The 19618-nt window shown below is 43.2% G+C and carries 22 protein-coding genes and 1 pseudogene; 18 read left to right on the top strand and 5 right to left on the bottom strand.

The annotated features are described in order from the left end of the window. Positions 1 to 19: 19 nt before the first annotated feature. Positions 20 to 751 carry a C40 family peptidase gene (locus tag FFM77_RS10435; protein ID WP_137635704.1) on the bottom strand — a complete coding sequence of 244 codons (732 nt, stop codon included), beginning with the start codon at positions 749 to 751 and terminating at the stop codon, positions 20 to 22. Positions 752 to 963: 212 nt separating this feature from the next. On the opposite strand from FFM77_RS10435, the gene FFM77_RS10430 reads away from it, so the two are divergent. From FFM77_RS10430 to FFM77_RS10390, 9 genes and pseudogenes are all read left to right on the top strand, one after another. Next, positions 964 to 1329, top strand: a complete 366-nt coding sequence (locus FFM77_RS10430; protein ID WP_137635703.1) for a helix-turn-helix domain-containing protein — start codon at positions 964 to 966, stop codon at positions 1327 to 1329. Between the two features lie 174 nt (positions 1330 to 1503). Then, complete coding sequence (locus FFM77_RS10425; RefSeq protein ID WP_137635702.1) at positions 1504 to 1698, top strand: type II toxin-antitoxin system Phd/YefM family antitoxin; 195 nt, start codon at positions 1504 to 1506, stop codon at positions 1696 to 1698. 181 nt (positions 1699 to 1879) lie between these two features. Continuing rightward, complete coding sequence (locus FFM77_RS10420; RefSeq protein WP_137635701.1) at positions 1880 to 2347, top strand: Panacea domain-containing protein; 468 nt, start codon at positions 1880 to 1882, stop codon at positions 2345 to 2347. Between the two features lie 83 nt (positions 2348 to 2430). Beyond that, positions 2431 to 2682: pseudogene (locus tag FFM77_RS10415) on the top strand (MAG6450 family protein); the annotation flags it as partial. A gap of 129 nt (positions 2683 to 2811) precedes the next feature. Next, positions 2812 to 3156 carry a helix-turn-helix domain-containing protein gene (locus FFM77_RS10410; protein WP_137635699.1) on the top strand — a complete coding sequence of 115 codons (345 nt, stop codon included), beginning with the start codon at positions 2812 to 2814 and terminating at the stop codon, positions 3154 to 3156. Beyond that, entirely contained in the window at positions 3146 to 3907 is a 762-nt protein-coding gene (locus FFM77_RS10405; RefSeq protein WP_137635698.1) for an ImmA/IrrE family metallo-endopeptidase, read from the top strand. The genes FFM77_RS10410 and FFM77_RS10405 overlap by 11 nt, the downstream gene beginning before the upstream one ends. Next, the gene (locus FFM77_RS10400; RefSeq protein WP_137635697.1) at positions 3891 to 4478 is read left to right on the top strand and encodes a hypothetical protein; all 588 of its coding nucleotides are present in this window, start codon (positions 3891 to 3893) and stop codon (positions 4476 to 4478) included. The genes FFM77_RS10405 and FFM77_RS10400 overlap by 17 nt, the downstream gene beginning before the upstream one ends. Before the next feature lie 113 nt (positions 4479 to 4591). Continuing rightward, complete coding sequence (locus FFM77_RS10395) at positions 4592 to 4858, top strand: type II toxin-antitoxin system HicA family toxin (protein ID WP_171001605.1); 267 nt, start codon at positions 4592 to 4594, stop codon at positions 4856 to 4858. Further along, a complete protein-coding gene (locus tag FFM77_RS10390; protein ID WP_137635695.1) occupies positions 4855 to 5274 on the top strand; it encodes a type II toxin-antitoxin system HicB family antitoxin in 420 nt (139 codons plus the stop codon). The genes FFM77_RS10395 and FFM77_RS10390 overlap by 4 nt, the downstream gene beginning before the upstream one ends. A gap of 63 nt (positions 5275 to 5337) precedes the next feature. Here FFM77_RS10390 and FFM77_RS10385 read toward each other — a convergent pair whose 3' ends face one another. Next, on the bottom strand, positions 5338 to 6264 hold the full coding sequence (locus FFM77_RS10385) for an L-lactate dehydrogenase (protein WP_137635694.1): 927 nt from the start codon (positions 6262 to 6264) through the stop codon (positions 5338 to 5340). A 171-nt stretch (positions 6265 to 6435) separates the two neighbouring features. Here FFM77_RS10385 and FFM77_RS10380 point away from each other — a divergent pair, with 171 nt between their 5' ends. The 4 genes from FFM77_RS10380 (at position 6436) to FFM77_RS10365 (ending at position 11150) form a co-directional block, all read left to right on the top strand. Beyond that, on the top strand, positions 6436 to 7623 hold the full coding sequence (locus FFM77_RS10380; protein ID WP_137635693.1) for an AI-2E family transporter: 1188 nt from the start codon (positions 6436 to 6438) through the stop codon (positions 7621 to 7623). Positions 7624 to 7714: 91 nt separating this feature from the next. Next, positions 7715 to 8116, top strand: coding sequence for a glycerol-3-phosphate cytidylyltransferase (gene tagD / locus FFM77_RS10375; RefSeq protein ID WP_137635692.1), 402 nt, complete (start codon positions 7715 to 7717; stop codon positions 8114 to 8116). 137 nt (positions 8117 to 8253) lie between these two features. Further along, entirely contained in the window at positions 8254 to 9108 is an 855-nt protein-coding gene (locus FFM77_RS10370) for a hypothetical protein (protein ID WP_137635691.1), read from the top strand. A gap of 17 nt (positions 9109 to 9125) precedes the next feature. Beyond that, entirely contained in the window at positions 9126 to 11150 is a 2025-nt protein-coding gene (locus FFM77_RS10365; protein WP_137635690.1) for a CDP-glycerol glycerophosphotransferase family protein, read from the top strand. Between the two features lie 285 nt (positions 11151 to 11435). Here the strand turns inward: FFM77_RS10365 and FFM77_RS10360 are convergent, their stop codons facing one another. Beyond that, positions 11436 to 11861 (bottom strand): hypothetical protein, encoded by a 426-nt coding sequence (locus FFM77_RS10360; RefSeq protein WP_137635689.1) that lies wholly within the window; start codon positions 11859 to 11861, stop codon positions 11436 to 11438. A gap of 422 nt (positions 11862 to 12283) precedes the next feature. Between FFM77_RS10360 and FFM77_RS10355 the strand changes: the two genes are divergently transcribed. From FFM77_RS10355 to FFM77_RS10345, 3 genes are all read left to right on the top strand, one after another. After that, the gene (locus FFM77_RS10355; protein WP_137635688.1) at positions 12284 to 13861 is read left to right on the top strand and encodes a peptide chain release factor 3; all 1578 of its coding nucleotides are present in this window, start codon (positions 12284 to 12286) and stop codon (positions 13859 to 13861) included. 417 nt (positions 13862 to 14278) lie between these two features. Continuing rightward, positions 14279 to 15130 carry a GRP family sugar transporter gene (locus FFM77_RS10350; RefSeq protein WP_137635687.1) on the top strand — a complete coding sequence of 284 codons (852 nt, stop codon included), beginning with the start codon at positions 14279 to 14281 and terminating at the stop codon, positions 15128 to 15130. 342 nt (positions 15131 to 15472) lie between these two features. Continuing rightward, complete coding sequence (locus FFM77_RS10345) at positions 15473 to 16027, top strand: NlpC/P60 family protein (RefSeq protein ID WP_137635686.1); 555 nt, start codon at positions 15473 to 15475, stop codon at positions 16025 to 16027. Positions 16028 to 16311: 284 nt separating this feature from the next. Here the strand turns inward: FFM77_RS10345 and FFM77_RS10340 are convergent, their stop codons facing one another. After that, complete coding sequence (locus FFM77_RS10340) at positions 16312 to 16647, bottom strand: winged helix-turn-helix transcriptional regulator (RefSeq protein ID WP_223876824.1); 336 nt, start codon at positions 16645 to 16647, stop codon at positions 16312 to 16314. 124 nt (positions 16648 to 16771) lie between these two features. Here FFM77_RS10340 and FFM77_RS10335 point away from each other — a divergent pair, with 124 nt between their 5' ends. Beyond that, positions 16772 to 17497, top strand: coding sequence for an SDR family oxidoreductase (locus FFM77_RS10335; RefSeq protein ID WP_223876823.1), 726 nt, complete (start codon positions 16772 to 16774; stop codon positions 17495 to 17497). A 46-nt stretch (positions 17498 to 17543) separates the two neighbouring features. On the opposite strand, the gene FFM77_RS10330 is transcribed toward FFM77_RS10335, so the two are convergent. Beyond that, a complete protein-coding gene (locus FFM77_RS10330) occupies positions 17544 to 18593 on the bottom strand; it encodes a MucBP domain-containing protein (protein WP_137635683.1) in 1050 nt (349 codons plus the stop codon). Between the two features lie 142 nt (positions 18594 to 18735). Between FFM77_RS10330 and FFM77_RS10325 the strand changes: the two genes are divergently transcribed. Further along, complete coding sequence (locus FFM77_RS10325; protein ID WP_137635682.1) at positions 18736 to 19617, top strand: LysR family transcriptional regulator; 882 nt, start codon at positions 18736 to 18738, stop codon at positions 19615 to 19617. Position 19618: the final 1 nt, after the last annotated feature.

Below are 19618 nucleotides of genomic sequence, written 5' to 3'. Positions count from 1 at the left end.
GACGTGGACTAGCTAAATATTAAGCACCAAAGTTAACTGGTCGTGAATAACCGACCGCGTTCCACCAAGAAACGTAGATCTTTTCTTGGGTGACGCCATTATTCTGGGCGTCAATCATCTTACCATGGCCAACGTAAATCCCAACGTGGCTAATTGAACCAGTGCTGGAACCGAAGAAGACGAGGTCGCCTTTCTTGGCATTGCCCCGGGAAACTTTTTTAGTTGAGTAATATTGGCTTTGAGCGGTCCGCGCTAAGGTTTTCTTAGCTGCTTGCTTGAAAACGTATTTGGTATAACCAGAACAATCAAAGCTGTAAGGCCCATTGGCACCGTATGAGTAGCGTGTGCCTAATTTGGACTTAGCGACTTTATACATGTTGGTAAATGAATTAGTTTTCTTCTTTAAATAACCATGCCAGACCCAACCAGCAGCCGTCTTATTAGCGTTAGTGACGTAGTAGTATAAATATTTTTTACCGTTCGTCTTGTAGACGTAACGTTTTTGAGTTGCCATCCAAGTTGTGGAAGGGTAACTTTTTAATGAATGCGTCTTTACAAAAGTGAAATTTTGCGTTGAGCCGGTCATATTGTAGGTCGCCCCCGCGGCGCTTTTACGCGTGTAGGCGGTTTTGGTGATGTTAGTGGTGCTGATGATGCGGTTCGTGCCACTAGCGTCCGCCTTTTGAGCGGCGACTAAGCCAAAGGTGAGTCCGGCAATCAACATCGCCATCGTTGCAAACAATCGTTTCATAATATGTAAGTACCCTTTCTAATATAAGTATCGTTTTTTCTTAATCAATGTAACTTATTGTAAAGGAGTAATATTACAAGACGATTGCAAGCATTTTGCTGTTGTATTAAGCATTGAGGGCGAATATGTCACCTGCAATCCATTTGGACTTGTATTTTGGCGGGATTATTTGTATATTTTTTAAAAGACATCAGTGAAACGGAGGGGTCCATATGGCCTTTATGAAGCTTGATAACGGGGAGTTACTGAAGAATATCCGCGCGTTTGCGAAGAAAAATGGGCTAACATTGGCCGAAGTGGCGACTTTAGCTGGTTTGAGTGCGAGTGCCATCTATAGTTGGAAGAAACACACGCCATCGAAAGGCACACTCAAAGAAGTGGCCCAAGTGTTAGGTACAAATTATAATAAGCTAGTTGGCAAAGCCAGTCACGCTGACCATGCCACGGCGGTTGATTTAAAAAAAGTCGTTGAAAATAAGAAAAATCAATTTGAATACAATGGTCAGCCAGTCTCACCAGAACAACTTAAAATCATTCGTAATGTAATGAAGACGATGTTCGAACGACCACGGCATTAATTTTTAGTTGCGTTTGGGACTGATTGAGTGCAGGAGTCGATTGATTAGTGTAAAATTATCTTCTGTATTCAAGTTATTTTCTGGAGTCGGTAAAAGCTTGCGAAAATGCTTGACGTGCCCCGGTTTATGGCGCACAATATTTGCAATCATTCAACAAGTTGGGAGATGGCGAGAATGAAAAAAGTCACCAGTGCATTAGCCAAGAAAAATATTAATCAGCTATTAACAATTGTTAATCAGGGCCACGATACCATTGAGGTGGAGAATCCCAATACCCAAGATTCAGCCGTCATGGTCAGCATGAAGGACTGGCTCCAAATCGTCGCAACCTTAGGCAAACAAAATCAACAGGATCTAGAATTTAGTTAATCAATTGGCAGTCAGCGTTCCTACTTTGAGTTGGAATGGTGGCTGCTTTTTAAATGAGAAAAGCTGCTTGTGTTCCCCAAGTATTAAATAAAAATTGGATAATGATTATTTATTTGAAGTAAGTGAAGCTGGTTTGCGTAGCTTTTGAGGTAACGACAATAGATGAAAGTTGGTCATTAAGATGCAAAACAAAATTAGTTTATATACCGTGACCGAAATTGCTGATTGGTATTTGGCGCAAACAGCGATGTCACCCCGTAAATTACAACAATTAATGTATTATACCCAAGCCTGGTCGAATGCGTTACGACACCGTCCCCTGATTGATACGGAATTTGAAGCTTGGGCTTCAGGACCAGTATCACCGGTATTTTTTGATCAGTTTGGCAATGATGATCGTCCATTGACACAGTTAGTTACCCTGAATCCAGTCATTGAAGATCTGCAGATTCAACATTTGCTTAATGCGGTTTGGCAGGAATATCGAGGAGAAACCGGTAATAGTTTAGAAATTATGGCTCGTCAAGAATTACCATGGCGAATAGCACGAGTAGGGGTCACTGCGGAATCAGACGATGGTCAGGTGATAACGAATGCTGCCATGACAGACTATTATCGTCGGATTTACAGTGGTGAAGCGTGGGATTAGTTGCGGATAAGCGCCAGGTACAGAAATTTAGACTTTCAATTGAGGTCATGTTAGATAGCCAGTATGATTAAAAAAAATTAAAGCCGACTGATTTGCGGCAGTTACAACTATTTATGGCTAAAACGATTGGTCGTCAGCTAACTATCGCACAGGTCGAGCAGTTGTATTTGCGCACGAATGGTGGTGCTAAGCATCGCGAGCAATTTGATCAAGGTTGGTATGAGATGCTGCATTTTAGTAATGGTTCGCGTGATTTTAGAATACATGGTTTTTACAACACTGATGGTTATTTAGTTTTAACTCGAATTGATCCGCATCATCAATATAAATTTTAACCAGTAGCGATCATCTGAAAAAAGATGGTCGTTTTTTTATAAACATAAACGGAATTGACTCAAATTTTGCGTAACTACTTGTGAAAGCCAGATGAGCAGCCGTCACGCAATGGAAAACGAGGAACCCACATGCAAGTGGAACAACAGATTTTAGCGAATGTCGAGCGTTGGCTATCGCAGCACGGACAGACTCAATCATGGTTGGCGCAACAATTAGATTTAACCCCACGGCGCTTACAACAGTATATTACTGGCCAGTTTAAGTTAACCATCGATCAAATTGCCAGTTTGGCGAAGATTACCGATCAGTCGGTGAGTCAATTGGTGCTACCAGTCGACAATAGCAGTACTAGTTGGCAAGTTCGTGGAACCGCCAAGACTTATACGAGTCAGGCGGCGTTAACGACGCTGGCCCTAGCAACTCAACAGTTACATAGTCTGCAGTTGGTGGAAAGGTTACGTCATGCCCAATAAACCACTTGCGCATCGAATGGTGACCTTGATTGCGGCTGAATATTTAGCCGAATTGATGCCCATTGAATATTTCTTAGGCAGTACGATTGAACAGGTCATTGCGACCAAAGCAACTTTAATTTATCAAGATGTGAATGACCGGGACTACTATGGCGCTGCGTTAACGACCGCCACGGAGACCTTAATTGCCATTAATACGCACCAGCCGTTGCGACAGCGTTATCAAAGTGCTGCCCATGAATTATGGTCGCTCTGGTATGGGCAGACGGATGCGCGTTTATTAACGACGAATTTTGATCATGCTAAAGCTGCCTGTCAAGTGGCTGCGATGGCGATGATGCCCGCCGAGTTAATGATCAGTACTTGGTTGAGCTTTACCGCTGAAACGACGGTACTCGCTCGGGTTATGCAATTAGCCGATTTGGCGATGGTGCCGTATGCGACAGTCGTGACAAGACTATTCAGTTTGGAAATTCAAGTGCCTCAGGCTTTAAGTGCGTTGACCCATGATGATTGGTTAGTCTTGCGGCAAGAGTTAGGGGTAGCGCCCAGTCCCTTAGATCAAATTCGATTGTTAAGTCGGTTTGAAGCACTTAAGACGGTCGTGACTAGGCAGGTTAAACATCAGCAATTAACGATTGCCCGTGGCGCAACGGTCTTGACGCCAGTTGAACCGTTAGCAGCAGCTGAGTTGTGGTCGAGTCAGCGACAACTAATTGAAATGGAGATGGCAAATGACGGCTTTGATTGAAACGCAACTCTTAATTCAAATGGCGCAGTTTCAGGCTAGTCACGTGATTGGCTGGTTACAAAATCTTTATAAAGTGGTCTATATTCATATCGATGTTTATCAGGAATTAACAGATGGCCAACTAAAACGCCAAGTAACGCGATTGATTATGCGTGGAGACTGGGTTATCTTTAGTCCCGCTCGGTTATCAGCAACTGAGCATGCGCTGTATCAGGCTCATTTGGCGATGTTAACCTCAGCTTGGTTGACAACAAATCAGCAGGCTTTACAGCGGCAACAACCGATCAGCTCGTTAACGCAACCCAGTACTTTGGCAACACTAGCGGCTAGTTTGACTTGGGATATTCCAATCATTTGTAGTGACAATCCCGAATTAACAGATTTTATCAATCATCAGGATCTAAAAGTGAATGATCACTCGAAGCGTCCCAGTCGACGATTACAGCAAGTGACGGCGTTACAACTCAGTCAGCAGTTAGCCCAACGACACTTAATTACGCCCGCTGTCGCCCGATTGTTTTATGAACAGACCCGGTTATTTCAGCCGGTGAGAAAATCCAATAGTGATTAAAAAAATGATTAGGTTAATCTGTAGATCATGAGTAAAAATAGTTGCACCCGTTGTTAATCCAAGTTATGGTTAACACAGTCAATGACACCATATATGGTGCACAGGTGCTAATTATGACTTCCATAGAAAAGTTGGAACGTAGATTTGGCGCTAAGATTGCGCCGAAAAGTTTAAAATTCAGTGATGCAAAACGACTGTTAGAATATTATGGGTGCCAATTTCAAAATCATAACGGTGGGTCACATTATATTGTGACCCATCCTAATGTTAGACAAACGATTGTGATTCCGAAACATCATACTGCGCTGAAGCAATACAATGTGATTGATGTTGTTCGAATGCTTGAAGCAATTAAGCATACTAATGGAGGCTTAAAATGAAAGATGTTACGTATTATATGGACTTAAATTACACTATTGTGATTAATCCAATTGATGAAACAGATGGTGGTCGGTATTATCAATTGACTATTCCTGATTTACCAGGATTTAAAATTTATGAAGATACGGTGGCTGATTTAATGGCTAATTTAGAGGCAGCTAAGTCTGCTTGGTTTGCAGTTAACTTAGCAGAGCATCGACCAATTTCAGAGCCAACCCCGGCAAATGCTTATTCTGGTCGTGTGACGTTGCGATTGCCAAAATCGTTACACGAACAGCTGAGTTTAATGGCAGATCGTGAAGGAATTAGTTTGAATTCGCAGATTAATCATTTATTGACGATGAATGCAATGCAAGTGCTAATGACGCAAGTGAGAACGTTGAGTACTAGTCAGCAGCAGAAAAAGATCAGTTAAATGAAAAGAGCGTTGTCCAGACAATATAAAAAATTGTCCGGGCAACGCTATTTTAGTAACCAATTAAGCTTCTTGACTTTCAGCAAACTTCGTCTTGATATAATCAGCAGAGATTTGTAGTTTCTTTAATTCGTCTTCAGTTAAATCTAATTGGCATTGTTCAATAATCCCATCGCGACCGACGATGGCTGGGTAGGAGAGGTAGACGCCATATTCGGCACGGTAGTTAGAAACGGGTAATTCAGTTAACGCATCGTTTAAAACGGTGTTAGCTAACCGAACCGCCGCCGTGGCAACGCCGTAGCTGGTATATTTTTTGCCATGGAAAACGGTAAAGCCGCCACGCTTGGCAGTTTTATCCAATTGATCCAAGTCGAGGCCACGTTCAGCAGCAATTTTACTAATCGGTTGGCCCAAGACACGGACGGTTGACCAAGCAGTGAATTGGGAGTTTCCATGTTCACCTAAGTTGTAACCGTCGACGGAACGAGAGTCGATATGCAGTTCGTCAGCAACCGCGCGCTTCATCCGGGCTGAATCTAACAGTGTCCCAGTCCCAATGACGTGTTTCTTTGGTAACCCGGTCACTTCTTGGTAGATTGATGTAATCACGTCCACTGGATTGGTGATAGCAACGATAATCCCGTTGAACCCACTGGCTTTGATCTTAGCAGCGACGTCTTTGACATTTTTGCTAGTAAATGGCAATTCGGCAAAGCGGTCATCATTCGGGTTGTCTTGTAACTTGATATTCCCTAAAGCGGAGATGATGACATCGGCATCTTTTAACGCACGGTAGTCGTTAACGGTGATATTGGTGTGGAAAGGTAAGTTAGGCATGGCATCTTTAAAGTCTAAGGCGTCAGCGTTAACTTTGCCTTCATTTGGGTCGATTAAGACCAAGTCATCAGCGAAACCGTTGGCAACGATATAATGAGCGGCTGTTGAACCAACGTGGCCCATCCCAATAACTGCAATTTTTCGTGACATAGCTTAAACACTCCTTCAAAATTTGTCTTCCTAACTAAATTACCATTTTTCTCATCATTTTTAAATAGTTAATTCATTTATTCTAGGAAAACGGCATGTGGCAACAGTTTCCGTGGACCATCAAATAGGTTATAATTAAAATATCATTATGACAGACGAGGGGGCACCGCGGTGCTAAAACGCTTAAAAGAGTCATCGTTATTATTCTGGTCGCTTGAAATTCTGATTGTTGCGACCTTGATCTGGGTATGCACTAAACTTGGCTTCTTATTTCAACCGATTGGGACCTTCTTAAACGTAGTCTTTATGCCAATCGTGATTTCCGGCTTCTTATTTTATATGTTGAATCCGTTAGTCAAAGTTTTAACCAAAGTGCATTATAAAAAATTTCGAATTTCACGGACGGGTGCTGTCAGTATCGTCTTTTTACTTTTAGCAGGAATTATTGCTTGGGGCCTTGTATCGTTGATTCCGCGCTTAGTGACCCAGGTGACCCAATTGATTTATAACTTGCCAGACCTGGCTACTCAGTTGCAAAAAGCGGCAACGAAGACGATTAATAATAGTAGTGTCTTAAAAAAAGTTGATATCAATTCTTATGTCAATCAGTTCAATGGTGAGATTAGTAAGTATGCGCAAAACTTTCTCTCATCGCTGTCGACCAGTATCGTTTCAGTGATTTCGACGATTACTAGTGTGACGATTATGGCGATTACGATTCCAGTTATCTTGTTTTACATGTTAAAAGATGGTGGCAAGTTTGTACCGGCTATCAGTCGTTTTTTGCCACGTAAGCAGCGGCCAGAAATCATCCAGTTATTGCAAAAAATGGGTGATACGATTTCAAGCTACATTAGTGGGCAGGTGATTGAATGTTTGTTTGTCGGGACCTTTACCGTGATTGGTTACATGTTGATCTCGCAACCTTATGGACTTCTGCTTGGGGTGATTGCTGGCTTTACGAACATTATCCCGTACGTCGGTCCCTATATTGGGATTGCGCCATCGTTAATCGTGGCGTTTACCCGGTCACCTGCACAAGTGATTTATGTCATCATCGTCGTGATTATTGTGCAACAAGTTGATGGCAACTTGATCTATCCAAACATTATTGGGCGGACGTTGAAGATTCATCCGTTGACCATCATCATCTTGTTGCTGGCGGCAGGGAACATTGCCGGAATTCTGGGTATGATCTTAGCCATTCCGTTTTACGCGGTGGTGCGGACAGTGGTCGTTTACTTGTATAATATTGCGACCTTACACAATGAAGCGGATTTGCGATCACAGACGACAGTCTATCAACCGCAACCGGCAAAACCGACTAAGCCCAGCGAGACAATGACTAAGAAAAAATAAATTTTATGTTTTTCTAACATTGACGCGCTTGCATTATATGGTAAGATTGACGGTATTGAGTTATGAACTACTTGAATAGGAGACTAGTATCTTGAGAAAAGTAATTACGTACGGAACGTTTGATTTACTACACAAAGGCCACATTCGGTTATTGAAACGGGCCAAGGCCTTGGGTGATCATTTAACAGTGTGCGTTTCCTCAGACGAATTCAATGCTGAAAAAGGCAAAAAAGCTTACACGTCCTTTGAAGACCGTAAGTATATTCTTGAAGCGATTAAATATGTGGATGAAGTGATTCCTGAACGCAATTGGGATCAAAAAATTAGTGATGTCGTTGATAATGACATTGACGTCTTTGTGATGGGTGATGACTGGAAGGGTAAGTTCGATTTTTTGAAGGACTACTGTGAAGTTGTCTACTTGCCACGGACGGAAGGTATCTCAACAACTAAGATTAAAAAAGATTTAGGAATGCAAACAAAAGCAGACTAATGAATGACAAGGCCACCAAGTCGCTGGCCGGTAGCAAGTTACTTGGTGGGCCAGGATGTAAGCCGGATTCAAAGCGCAGGTTTTGAACCGGCTTTTTGTGTGACGTAGTTTTACAACAACATGATGGAGGCAGCAAAATGAAAAATGCCGTTTTTTTGGTTACGGCCTTATCAGATATTAAAAAGGAAAGCTTTGGGGCACAATTGACTCAATTAATGGCTAATGACACTCAAGTTGGGGTGATTTTAGGCAATTTGGATTACGCTGAAGTAGCCACCGCAAAATGGATGATCACAAAATTAGTGGGCCAAAATGAGCACGTCTCAATCACCACCTTAGCGGAAATCTTTGCGGATGATAACGGCATTGACTTAGCCCCAACAGCGATTAAGACTGTTGATGAAGCCAGCTTGACCAAACGGGAATTTGATGAACCAAGTGGCTTGCATTTAACGCGTTATTTGGCTGGGGATGCGCTCTTGAAAGAAGTCCGGACGACCCCGACTGGCACGTTAACTGATGTGACATTCTATCAAGATGATCAGGTTGACCAAGTGGTTTACTATGAAAACGCTAAGCCAGTAGTGATTGCCAATTATCGTGATAACACGGTGCAATCATCAGCTTTGCTGAATCAAAACGGGCAATTAGTCTACCGTTTTATTCGGCATACCAAGCCGGTTCGGCGGTTGTATAACTTGAATAGTGCGTCAAGCTTACAATTGACCGATATTCGTGAAGCCCAACCGCAAGCGCCAACCACGGAACGGCAACATGCGGCTGCTAAGAATGCAATGAGTGTCGTCACGGAACAAGAAGACTATTATCAAGTGATGAACTATGTGGATTTCCATAAGTATCAAGATATTTATGCCTTCTATCATCATATCTTACAGAAATTAGCCTTAGATGCCGTAAACTTGTTTATTAATATTGACCATAACGTTGAGATGACGGCTACGATGCCGCATCAATTGATTTTTAACTACTAATCAAAGGAGTCGAAAGCATGCGAGCCATTTTATCCGGGATTCATCAAAAAAAGTCCCATCAAATCTTAGAGCTAGAATTAATCGACGTTCCCTTTGCCGTTGAAAATCTAGCATTGATCTTTTTAGAACAAAACTCATTAGCTTCGATGAATGTCCCGATTCATCGCAATATTCATAATAATATTATTAAAGTCGATATCGATCCGAATGATTTTATTTTTGACCAATTTGACTTAACTGAGTTTGCTTGGCAAATGTACTTTTCATTCAATGTCGAAAATGACCGGTACTTATTGCAGGTTGAAAGCGAATACGTTTCCGACCGGCACCAACTTAGCTTAAGTAGTTATTTTGTGTTTAATTCAGATGACCAGCAGCGGGCGGTATTCGATATTCATGCCCAAGCAGGGGCCGATGAATTCGCCATCAATAGTATTAACTTGACGGAGACTGGCATTGAACTGACTGGTTACTCCACGATTAATGGGAAACAGTTGACCGAACAAACCATCTATTTGGAAGACCGTGATACTGGAGATACATTAAGTTATACAGCAACGCCAACCACATTACGGGGCTTGTTTGAAGTGCAAGTGCCCCTTGATGAGATTCGTCAAGATGGTCATTACGAATTGTTTATCCAATATCAATATGCGGGTAAAACGGTCCGTCAGCGTGTTATTTTAGCGCGTTCATTGGAAGGGCAAAATGTCCTGCAACCGAATGCGGCCGGGCGCTTGGTTCAAATCAATAAGACGTATAACAATGGGATTGTGATTACTGAGATTCCAAGTTTAACGTTAACGCAAAAACTAGGCTTGGTCGGCGCCAAGGCAGCTACCGCCCGGGATTTGTTGCATCAATTAAACTTAAAACTGAACTTGCAATACATGCGGCGTTTATTTAAAGCCGGTCATCGGCCTTACGAACAGACTACGATTGTTTTTGAAAGCTTCGGCGGTCGTCAAGTCAGTGATAGTCCATTAGCGATTTATCAACTATTCAGTAAGTTGTACCCTGGCTTTAATTACGTCTGGTCTGTCGATAAAGAAGCGATTCCTTATTGTAAGGAACATGGCATTCCCTATGTTAAACGGCGGACTGCTAAGTGGGTGCGCGTCTTAGAAAAGTCTCAATATTGGATTAGTAACGCCCGTTTCCCAGCTTGGGTTAAGAAGCCGAAGTATGTCACTTATATTCAAACGTGGCATGGGACGCCGTTGAAGAAGCTTGGCTTGGATATCCAAAACGTCACGATGCCTGGGACCAACACGCAAGCTTATCATCGCAACTTTGTTAAAGAAGCCAATCGCTGGGACGCACTGGTGTCACCAAACGATTACTCAACGCAGATTTTCCGGTCAGCTTTTGGGTTCAATAACCAAATCTTGAAAGTGGGTTATCCACGGAATGATGAATTGATTAACTCGAACGCTGATGATGTGACCCGTTTGAAGCAAGCGATGGGCATTCCATTGGATAAAAAAGTGGTCATGTATGCGCCAACTTATCGGGACAACCAATTCGCTGAAAAAGGGAAGTATACCTTTGAATTACCATTTAGCTTGGCTGATTTCCGCGATAAGTATGGTAAGGACACCGTGTTGATTTTGCGGATGCATTACTTGATCTCAAATGCCTTGGATATTTCCAACTATACCGATTTTGTCTATGACTTCTCGAGTTACCCGAATATTTCGGACTTGTATTTAGTTTCAGACATGTTGATTACCGATTACTCAAGTGTGTTCTTTGATTATGCCTACTTGCAACGGCCAATCTTGTTCTACCCATATGATTATCATCTGTATAAGGATGAACTTCGCGGATTCTATCTTGATTATGAACAGGACTTGCCAGGCAAGATTGCGCAAAATGAGGATGATTTATTGCAGTATATTGGCGAGTACTTACAAACGCCTGATATGCGCAATGATCCGAAGTTTACGAAATTCTATGAACGCTTCTGTGCGATTAACGATGGGTTATCTTCGTTGAAGGTTGTTAATTATGTGGTTCATCAGATTGAGAATCAGGGTTAGGTTGTTGTAGTTAATGGATTAAAGAGATACAAGATTTTATAAACCAAAAAGCTGGTCCGTCAATGACGAGACCAGCTTTTTTTGGTGTGCTGTTAAGCGTTAACCAATTTATCATCTAACAAATCGTAGGTTTTAGAAAAAGTATTGAAATAGAAGTCCCCTGCAGCAACTAACGAGATGATATCATGCCGGTAGACGAGTATAGTTTGGTCGATATTGTAGGAGATTGTTCTGAGTATGGATATGACATATAGTCAAAAAGAGATGGTCAATTAATTTAATTTGTTACACTGACTGATAGTCGGCATTTCTATTGGAATCGTCTTTTGTTTCCTTTGCAGGCTTAAGGCTCACTGTTAATTTTTCATGCCAATCATGAACTCTTGCTGGGATATGCTTAAAGCCAAATACGTCTAAGAGACCAGAAGTGTCGTATGAGTTATGACGATCGCGATGTTCTGGATAGGGCATGTTGACATGATATTTCAAGCTACCCTCTGATGGATACGGATCTGACTCTAATTTAACTGAAAACTCTGGCCCTGCTGGCTTTCCACTAGCTGTATAGACTTCGTAAATGCCAGTTTCACCTGGTGAGATCTGTTTCGGAAAGCTGACAATAGTGCTAGTTCTGTGTACGAAATCATCAGTTACGCGTAAGTTTTTAGGGGTATTGTTAATTACTTCAAGTTTCGCAGTCCATTTTGGCATATTGGGTGTTCTCCTTTACGGTTGGGTGTAGGGGGACAGGCAACAAGCTTATCGGCCGATGAAGCTTTTGTTGAGCATGTTATTATAATAACGATAAGTATCTTTGTATTCAACGAATATGCTCATTACTAATATCTAGTATGTTTTTGGAGTTAACAACGACCGATATTAGCTTTATTGTTGAGAAATGGCTGTCATTGAAAAAGTTTGATAATAACATTATGGAGTATATTAATAATATCCAAGCAAGCGGTCGCATGCCCAAGTTGGCGACTTTTTGAGTTCAGTAACGGCCAGCACTAGCTTTTTTCACCGAAAATCAGTAGAATGTGTAAGGCTACGTTTTTTTAGAAACCGGGCACGTTGTCCGGCAGCGAACGATGACGTTCGTGTTAATCAAGAGACACTGAAAGGAATTTTAAATGAATACAACAGAACTTAAAGCGGCGGTCGACAAACGCCGAACCTTCGCGATTATTTCTCACCCGGATGCCGGGAAAACCACGATTACGGAACAAATGTTGTTATTTGGTGGGGTTGTGCGCCAAGCTGGGACAGTTAAAGCCCGTAAGAGTGGTAACTTCGCCAAGTCCGACTGGATGGAAATTGAAAAGAAGCGGGGAATTTCAGTTACCAGTTCCGTCATGCAATTTGACTATGACGGCAAACGGATTAACATTTTGGATACTCCGGGGCATGAGGATTTCTCTGAAGATACTTACCGGACGCTGATGGCAGTCGACTCAGCCATCATGGTCATTGATTCGGCCAAAGGGATCGAACCACAGACTAAAAAGCTCTTCCAAATTTGTAAGATGCGCGGTATTCCGATCTTTACCTTTATGAATAAGTTGGATCGTGATGGTCGCGAACCCTTAGACTTATTGAATGAAGTTGAAGAAGTCTTAGGTATCGAAACTTATCCGATGAACTGGCCGATTGGGATGGGTAAAGGCTTAAAAGGTCTATATGACCGTTATAATCACCGCGTCGAACTGTATCACAATGAAGCACATGGTGAAACGTTCTTACCATTAGATGATGAGGGCAAGCTTGACCCTAGCAATGACTTAACCAAAGACAGTATTTATCGCGATGTTTTGGATGAAATGGAACTGATCGAAGAAGCTGGGAACGACTTTAACGAAGCCAAGATTACATCTGGCGATTTAACGCCAGTTTTCTTCGGGTCAGCCTTAACTAACTTTGGGGTTGAAACGTTCTTAAAGACTTATTTGAACTATGCGCCCAAGCCCAATGTGCATAAAACGCGGGACGATGAGCTGATCAAGCCAACTGATGATGAATTTACTGGCTTCGTCTTCAAGATTCAAGCGAACATGAACCCTAATCATCGTGATCGGATTGCGTTTGTCCGGATCTGTTCTGGTGAATTTGACCGTGGCATGGATGTTTACTTGCAACGGACTGGCAAGAAGATGCGCTTGAATAATTCAACCCAATTCATGGCTGATACCCGGGAAACGGTTGAAACGGCGGTGGCTGGTGATATTGTTGGGTTATATGATACTGGGAACTTCCAAATTGGCGATACGATCTATGCTGGTAAACATGCCGTTCAATTTGAAAAGCTACCGCAATTTACACCCGAACTATTCATGCGGGTTAATGCGAAGAATGTCATGAAGCAAAAGTCCTTCCACAAAGGGATCGAACAATTGGTCCAAGAAGGGGCCGTTCAATTATATACGTCATATTCAACGGGGGACTATATTCTCGGTGCCGTTGGACAATTGCAATTCGAAGTCTTCAAATTCCGGATGCAAAATGAATATAATTCTGAAGTCGTGATGGAACCAATGGGCAATAAGACGGCCCGTTGGATTGATCCCGAACAATTGGATGAAAAAATGTCCAGCTCACGGAACTTGCTCGTTAAAGACCGCAATGGCGAACCGTTATTCTTATTTGAAAACGCGTTTGCGGAACGGTGGTTCCAGGAGAAGTATCCTGACGTTAAGTTGACTGCGAAGTTATAAGAGTGTGAGGTCCGACGGGTTGCGCCTGAGCATTGCCTAGCTAGGCAATTATGTCGGTGATTTGTCCGACATGGTTGACTGGCGTAGCAAGCGCAGGGCGCAGTCGGGCCGAACACGTTTCAGCAATAAAACTCAACACGCCCCACCCAAAAAAGCTTACCCAAATGAACCCGGGTAAGCTTTTTTAATCGAAAACATTAAAAAATTATTAGCGCATAAGTGAAAAATGTCATCAACTATTAACCGCTTCCATTACCTAAATAACAGCAAAACGACCGCTTTCACTACAATAACCGGCCTTAACCATTAGTCAAAAAGTGTTATCCTTTTCGCGTCAGCGTGGTAAAATACTACTATTGCTTTTGAAACCGGTGACAGTGGTGGCGAGCGATAACCATTTTTAGGAGGAACCATGTTTTGAACATTTTAATTGCATTGATCCCTGCTTTAGGTTGGGGCTTGAATCCGTTGTTATTGTCAAAAATTGGTGGGAAGCCAGTTAATCAGACGCTCGGAACCGGGATGGGCGCGTTAGTTGTCGGTTTGATTGTTCAGTTAATGTTTCAACCGAGTGTCACGACCAATGTCTTTTTGTTAAGTGCCGTTTCTGGTGCTTGTTGGGTCATGGGCCAAATTGGGCAATACACGGCCTATGCCAAGATGGGTGTTAGTACGACAATGCCGATTTCGACTGGGCTTCAATTAATCGGGACTTCTGTGATTGGGGTTTTGATGTTTGGTGAATGGAGCGGGATGGTCGCCAAGCTCGTTGGGTTTGCGGCCATTATCTTAATGATTATCGGGGTTGCCATGACGGCCGTGACTGATAGTTCTGAGAGCCGTGCTGGTTTGATGAGCGGGTTAACCGTCTTAGTACCGACGACAATCGGGTACTGGGCCTACAGTGCCTTACCGAAAGCTGTTTCAGCATCTAGCTTATCAATTTTCTTTCCGCAAATGGTAGGAATATTTATTGGGGCCATATTATATGTTTTATTAAGTGGCCACGCCAGTGCTTTCAAAGACCAGACCAGTTGGTTAAATATTTCAGCCGGCGCCGTTTTCGGTGTCTCAGCGTTAGCCTACATTTTTTCAGCGAAAGCAAATGGCGTCGCGACGGCCTACGTTATCACGCAATTGAGCGTGGTGATCTCAACTTTAGGCGGTATGTTAGTCTTGGGTGAAGCTAAATCACATCGTGAGTTCCGATTAACATTAATCGGGTTAGGACTGATTGTAGTTGGCAGTATCATGACCGCATTTCTATAAAAAATAAGTCAAAAAATTAAGTAAGGGCGTTAACTACCAATAGTTAACGTCCTTTTATTGTAACAATTCTGTAACTTAACCGTGATATTTCGTTCGATTTACATGAACGAAGCCTTATTTTGACTAATATTGACAAAAAAATAATTGTTTTATTAATTATTAAAAACCTTAAGAAAGCCTTAATAACACCGTTTTCACAATTAGTAAATTTATGTTGTCACCGGATTACGTTGGTTTAACAGCCTTGATATGTTTTCGTAAGCGGTTTGTAACATAGAATTGCTAAGATAGTCACTGTTGAATACATAAAACAAAAACGACTAAAAAAGGGAGCGTCAATTGATGTCAAAAAAGGTCAGTCAATTATTTCTAGGGGTACTTACATTTGCTTTAATGTTAGCTGCTGGAGTTACCGTTGAAAACAATACGGCTTTTGCCGATGATAGTGCGGATGTTACTACGACTACTGCCACGACAACGACGGATACGAACACCGATAACGACACACCAGTTAAGAAAACAACTAAATATGATAAGTTATATAAAGTAGCTAAGAAACAACTTGGCAAACGTTACAGCTACGGTTCAGTTGGTCCTAACAGTTTTGACTGCTCAGGCTTAACGAAATACGTTTACAAAAAGTCAATCAAAAAGACGTTGCCACGGACAGCTTCCGCACAATATGCCAAGTACAAGCATGTCTCAGCTGCACATTTAAAGAAGGGTGATTTAATCTTCTTTAACTACGGTTCTGGGATTGCGCACGTTGGGATTTACGTGGGTCATGGTCAAATGATCAACGCGCAAAACAACGGTGTTAAGAAGGAATCATTCCAAGTTTCATGGTGGCACCCATACGTAGCCGGTTATGCCCGCGTTACAAACATGCAAAAGTAAGCACTAACACATATAAAGATAATAATTGACGGTCGACGCGGTGATTTTGCTGCGTGGGCCTTTTTTGTTAGAGTGTGAGTGAGGACGGGTTGAAGGTGAGCATTGCCTAGCTAAGTCAATTATCCGGTGGTTTTCCGGATAGTTGACTTGGCGTAGCAAGCGGAGCCTTCAGTCCGAGCGAACACGTTTCAGCTATAAAGATAATAAGCTCACAAACTTCATTAGCCAAAGCAAACGCCGTCATCAGCAGGACGATTCAAGTCCTCCGATGACGGCGTTTACTATTATTCAGTCTCATCACACAACACTGTCACCAACGCGCTACGGTCCACATGTGCTAGTCCCCAATCACAGATCGTATCCAGTACTGGAATCATGGACTGCCCGTTAGCCGTCAACTCATATTCCACGTGTAACGGTTGCTCATGAAAATCATGACGTAAGACCAAGCCGTCGCTCATTAATTGCTGAATCTGTTCCGCTAAAATTTTATGCGAAACGTGTAACGTGCGCTGGAGCTGGTTAAAGCGCCCGTTGCGGTCAGCCAGTTCATATAAAATCAAGATTTTCCATTTACCACGAATCATTTGCATCGTGGCATCGAATTCATTTGCGTACATTCGACTCTCCATCTACCCAGTTACCAAAAAGTGCGTACTAGGCAAGTTTTATTTTCCGTCTATAATAATAACTCGTAGGCTTCAGTTGACCAAATCTAAATGAAACTAAGGAGTTATGTGTGAAATGAAAGCTTTAATTGTGATTACGGGTGCTAGTTCTGGCTTTGGCGCAGCGATGGCTAAACTGTTCAATGCTAGTGGTTATCCACTATTGTTGTTAGGACGCCATATCGAAAAGATCAGTGCCTTGAACTTGACGGGTGATGTGATGATCAAAAAGGCTGATGTCACCAAGCAAGCTGAATTAGCCAGTGCGATTCAAGCGGCCGAAGCGGTTTATGGACCCACCGATTTGTTAATCAACAATGCCGGTTTAATGTTGCTCGGTAATGTCTGGCAACAATCGCCTGCTGAATGGCAAACGATGCTTGATACGAATGTGATGGGGGTCTTGAATGGCATGCAGCTAGTCTTGCCACAAATGACGGCACGCGAACATGGGACCATTATTAACGTGTCCTCTATTGCAGGCTTTAAAGCTTTTCAAAATCATGCTGCTTATGTGGCCAGCAAGTTTGGGGTGCATGGGTTAACCGAAACGGTTCGCCAAGAAGTTGCCGCCAAGCAAGTTCGGATTATGTTAGTGGCACCAGGAGCTGCTGAGACCGAATTGTTGACCCACGTGACTGACCAGCATGCCTTGACGGAATATGAAGCGTGGAAGCAAACGATGGGCGGGATTACCCTTGATCCGCAGCATGTTGCCGAAACCGTCAAATTCATGTACGAAATGCCTCAAGAAGTTAATATTCGTGAAGTCGATATCGCGGCAACCAAACAAGATAGTTAACTAAAAATGTCCTCAAGCCAAGCATCTGGTCTGAGGACATTTTTAGTTAATAGACAAAATCTGGTGGATCTAATTGTGTCAAATAGCGTCCGGGTAAGTAGCCACGGCCTTGAATTCGATACCAGACGACCCGGTTATCATCCAGGAGTCGTTCGGTTAAGACGACTTTTTCACCATGCGTGACCGTCGTTAGATAACGGCCATAGGGTTCCAAGTACGTATGGACCTGTTTACCGGGGACGAAACTGATCACCCCGGTCTGGTGAACCTGCTTTTTATGACGGGTTCGATAGGCGGCGGGAGTCGCTGGTAAGAGCTGATTGCTATTGGTCAACTGAACGTTAGCCTCGGCAATCCATTGATCTTCGCCAAGTGTATACCAAGTGGTGCCGTCAGTGAGCTGAACGCGCATGTAAGTCTTATAAATCGCACCAACTGGTAGCTTTAACCAATAATTCGTGGTTGTGGCCCCGGGGTACGGATAGACTTGCGTTGCCATCTTGATTTGGATAAAGCCGGTACTGAGATCAGTTTGTCGCCAGTTAGCATTGCGGTAGAAAAAGAGTACCGTTTTGGAGGTCGTTGTATATTCACCGTTTAAATCGCCGACAGAGCGTAACAGCTTGAAACCGGCGACGGTTGGGGCTGTGACTTGATACGGATCACCCAGCCGGCCACGTTGCATGGTTGGTAAACCAATGAGTTGGCGTTGATCAATATCATAAGCGTAGACCCAAATTGGTTGGCCGTATTCCCGTTCATAAGTTAAGACGATCCGCGCACGTTCACTGGTAAACCAGCGTGTCAGCCCGTTGATATCAACTAAATGATAGCCAGGTAAGTTGACGTTCGGCAAATGAATCTCGTCACCGACTGTTCCAGCAATCATTTCCGGTGTTTGAAGTTCCTGGCCATCGGTGGTCACATGATGGACGAGAATTAAAGCTGGGGTTTGATTGACCGCGGGGGCGGTGTCTAACGGGACCGTCAACTGATCCGCACTGATGGGGTCGACAGGTGTCACCGTTTGTGTGGGGCGCGATTCAGTACTATCGAGGGCGTGTAACATTGTTTTGAGCCGGTCGAAGAACTGCATCCAGACCACTCCTTCCATTAAAATCTTCAATATCTCTAGTATAACGCATTGTTAACGATTCCGGCACGTTTAGTTAATTGCTAAAATCTTAAGTTTAGGGTCGAAGTTAGTCGTGTATACTGGAAAGGAATGAGGTGGGAAGATGAATTTAAAACAATTACGATACTTCTTGGCAGTTGCTGAAGAAGGTCAAATGACGGCGGCGGCCAAACGACTGCACGTGGCACAACCGCCATTGAGTTATCAAATTAAACAATTAGAAACGGAATTAGGGGTCAGCTTGTTCAAACGGTTACCACAAGGCGTGACCGTCACGCCAGCAGGTGAATTGTTAGTTGGCTATGCCCAGCAACTCACGCAACTGTCAGCGACGGCGGAAAATAAAGTTCGCGCGTTGGCCCATGGGATTACGGGGACTTTGAATCTGGGACTAATCTCCTCGTCAGCCGGTGTCATGCCGAATCAGGCGTTAATGCAGTGGCTAAAACAGCATCACGATGTGCAATTAGCCGTGACAGAAGGGAATACGTATGAATTGTTAGATGATTTGCATAAACGGTTGCTCGATGTGGCGATTCTGCGGACCCCCTTTAATCAGCAGCATTTGGTTTGCCGTTACTTTCCAACTGAACGGATGGTGGCTGTCTTGCCACGGCGCTATGGCCAGTTTACACAGCGGCGTCAATTACGTTTGGCGGACTTGGCGGACCTACCCTTGATTAAGTATCGTCGGTTTAATGAGTTGTTTCACGTGGCCTTTTTGGAGCAGGCGTTTGAGCCGAACTATGTAATGACTTGTGACGATGCGCGCACGGCGATGCATTGGGCCAACCATCAGCTCGGGGTGGCGTTAGTGCCGCGGTCGTTGGCTGAGACTTATGCTACGGATCAAGTTTTGATTCGCTCACTCGCTGATCGCCGGTTTGAAACGCAGCTGGTTTTAACGACCACGACTGAATCGATGGCGACACCGCTAGTGGCTGGTTTTATGCAACAATTCAGTCAAGCACAGGCACTAGACTAAT

The organism is Lactiplantibacillus songbeiensis, from assembly GCF_005405125.1.
In the GTDB taxonomy this organism is placed as follows: Bacteria; Bacillota; Bacilli; order Lactobacillales; family Lactobacillaceae; genus Lactiplantibacillus; species Lactiplantibacillus songbeiensis.
Note: the sequence above shows the minus strand (reverse complement) of the source record. Positions and strands in the feature narration are given on the sequence as shown.

What these genes read in the sequence shown, in the direction of transcription:
- FFM77_RS10360 (WP_137635689.1), bottom strand. Translation starts at nt 11,861, where the DNA reads ATGCCAAAATGGACTGCGAAACTTGAAGTAATTAACAATACCCCTAAA.
- FFM77_RS10355 (WP_137635688.1), top strand. Translation starts at nt 12,284, where the DNA reads ATGAATACAACAGAACTTAAAGCGGCGGTCGACAAACGCCGAACCTTC.
- FFM77_RS10370 (WP_137635691.1), top strand. Translation starts at nt 8,254, where the DNA reads ATGAAAAATGCCGTTTTTTTGGTTACGGCCTTATCAGATATTAAAAAG.
- FFM77_RS10340 (WP_223876824.1), bottom strand. Translation starts at nt 16,647, where the DNA reads ATGTACGCAAATGAATTCGATGCCACGATGCAAATGATTCGTGGTAAA.
- FFM77_RS10325 (WP_137635682.1), top strand. Translation starts at nt 18,736, where the DNA reads ATGAATTTAAAACAATTACGATACTTCTTGGCAGTTGCTGAAGAAGGT.
- FFM77_RS10425 (WP_137635702.1), top strand. Translation starts at nt 1,504, where the DNA reads ATGAAAAAAGTCACCAGTGCATTAGCCAAGAAAAATATTAATCAGCTA.
- FFM77_RS10345 (WP_137635686.1), top strand. Translation starts at nt 15,473, where the DNA reads ATGTCAAAAAAGGTCAGTCAATTATTTCTAGGGGTACTTACATTTGCT.
- FFM77_RS10420 (WP_137635701.1), top strand. Translation starts at nt 1,880, where the DNA reads ATGCAAAACAAAATTAGTTTATATACCGTGACCGAAATTGCTGATTGG.
- FFM77_RS10405 (WP_137635698.1), top strand. Translation starts at nt 3,146, where the DNA reads ATGCCCAATAAACCACTTGCGCATCGAATGGTGACCTTGATTGCGGCT.
- FFM77_RS10435 (WP_137635704.1), bottom strand. Translation starts at nt 751, where the DNA reads ATGAAACGATTGTTTGCAACGATGGCGATGTTGATTGCCGGACTCACC.
- FFM77_RS10330 (WP_137635683.1), bottom strand. Translation starts at nt 18,593, where the DNA reads ATGCAGTTCTTCGACCGGCTCAAAACAATGTTACACGCCCTCGATAGT.
- FFM77_RS10410 (WP_137635699.1), top strand. Translation starts at nt 2,812, where the DNA reads ATGCAAGTGGAACAACAGATTTTAGCGAATGTCGAGCGTTGGCTATCG.
- FFM77_RS10390 (WP_137635695.1), top strand. Translation starts at nt 4,855, where the DNA reads ATGAAAGATGTTACGTATTATATGGACTTAAATTACACTATTGTGATT.
- FFM77_RS10430 (WP_137635703.1), top strand. Translation starts at nt 964, where the DNA reads ATGGCCTTTATGAAGCTTGATAACGGGGAGTTACTGAAGAATATCCGC.
- FFM77_RS10365 (WP_137635690.1), top strand. Translation starts at nt 9,126, where the DNA reads ATGCGAGCCATTTTATCCGGGATTCATCAAAAAAAGTCCCATCAAATC.
- FFM77_RS10395 (WP_171001605.1), top strand. Translation starts at nt 4,592, where the DNA reads ATGACTTCCATAGAAAAGTTGGAACGTAGATTTGGCGCTAAGATTGCG.
- FFM77_RS10335 (WP_223876823.1), top strand. Translation starts at nt 16,772, where the DNA reads ATGAAAGCTTTAATTGTGATTACGGGTGCTAGTTCTGGCTTTGGCGCA.
- FFM77_RS10385 (WP_137635694.1), bottom strand. Translation starts at nt 6,264, where the DNA reads ATGTCACGAAAAATTGCAGTTATTGGGATGGGCCACGTTGGTTCAACA.
- FFM77_RS10400 (WP_137635697.1), top strand. Translation starts at nt 3,891, where the DNA reads ATGACGGCTTTGATTGAAACGCAACTCTTAATTCAAATGGCGCAGTTT.